Here is a 626-nt window from a genome sequence, read left to right as displayed (position 1 = left end):
GCAAATGCGATACAGCTCCTCAAGCGGCACAACCTCTTCGTGAGCGGCAATTTGCAGAACAGAGTCAGCAGACGTGTAAACAATCAAAGCCCCTGTCTCCATGTGCTCCTGGCCAAGCTCATCCAAAATCGCTGTGCCGGAAGCCGGCTTGTTTCCAATAATTTTGCGGCCAGATCTCTTTTCCAGCTCTTGAAGCAATTCATCAGGAAAGCCTTCCGGGAACACTTTAAACGGTTTATCAATGTATAAACCCATAATCTCCCAATGGCCGGTCATCGTATCTTTACCGTTTGACGCTTCTTGCATTTTTCCATAATAGGCAAGCGGATGTTCTGTTTTTTCTACACCTTTGATATCTTCGATAAGACCAAGGCCGAGCTTTGCCATATTCGGCATATGTAATCCGTTCATATGCTCGGCAATATGACCGAGCGTATGAGCGCCTTCGTCATTAAAGTCAGCGGCATCCGGCGCTTCGCCGATTCCGACTGAGTCCATCACAATTAAAAACACACGATTATATTTGTATGCAGGCATCTTGAAAGCCTCCTTTTTTTCTATACGTCTATTGTATCGCTAAGAGGTCTGACAACTCAAGTATAAATCGTTTTCATTCCCGTTGACAA

1 protein-coding gene is annotated in these 626 nt (G+C 45.2%); it reads right to left on the bottom strand.

From position 1 onward, the window contains the following. Nucleotides 1–537, bottom strand: a 537-nt coding sequence (locus ACWHAR_RS28785) for a phosphopentomutase (protein ID WP_452088661.1), incomplete at its 3' end; no start/stop codon positions are given. Between the last annotated feature and the right edge of the window lie 89 nt (nt 538–626).

This window comes from Bacillus sp. LR--39, from assembly GCF_053613335.1.
The sequence above is the reverse complement of the archived record's forward strand: the minus strand, read 5'-3'. Positions and strand labels throughout refer to the sequence as shown.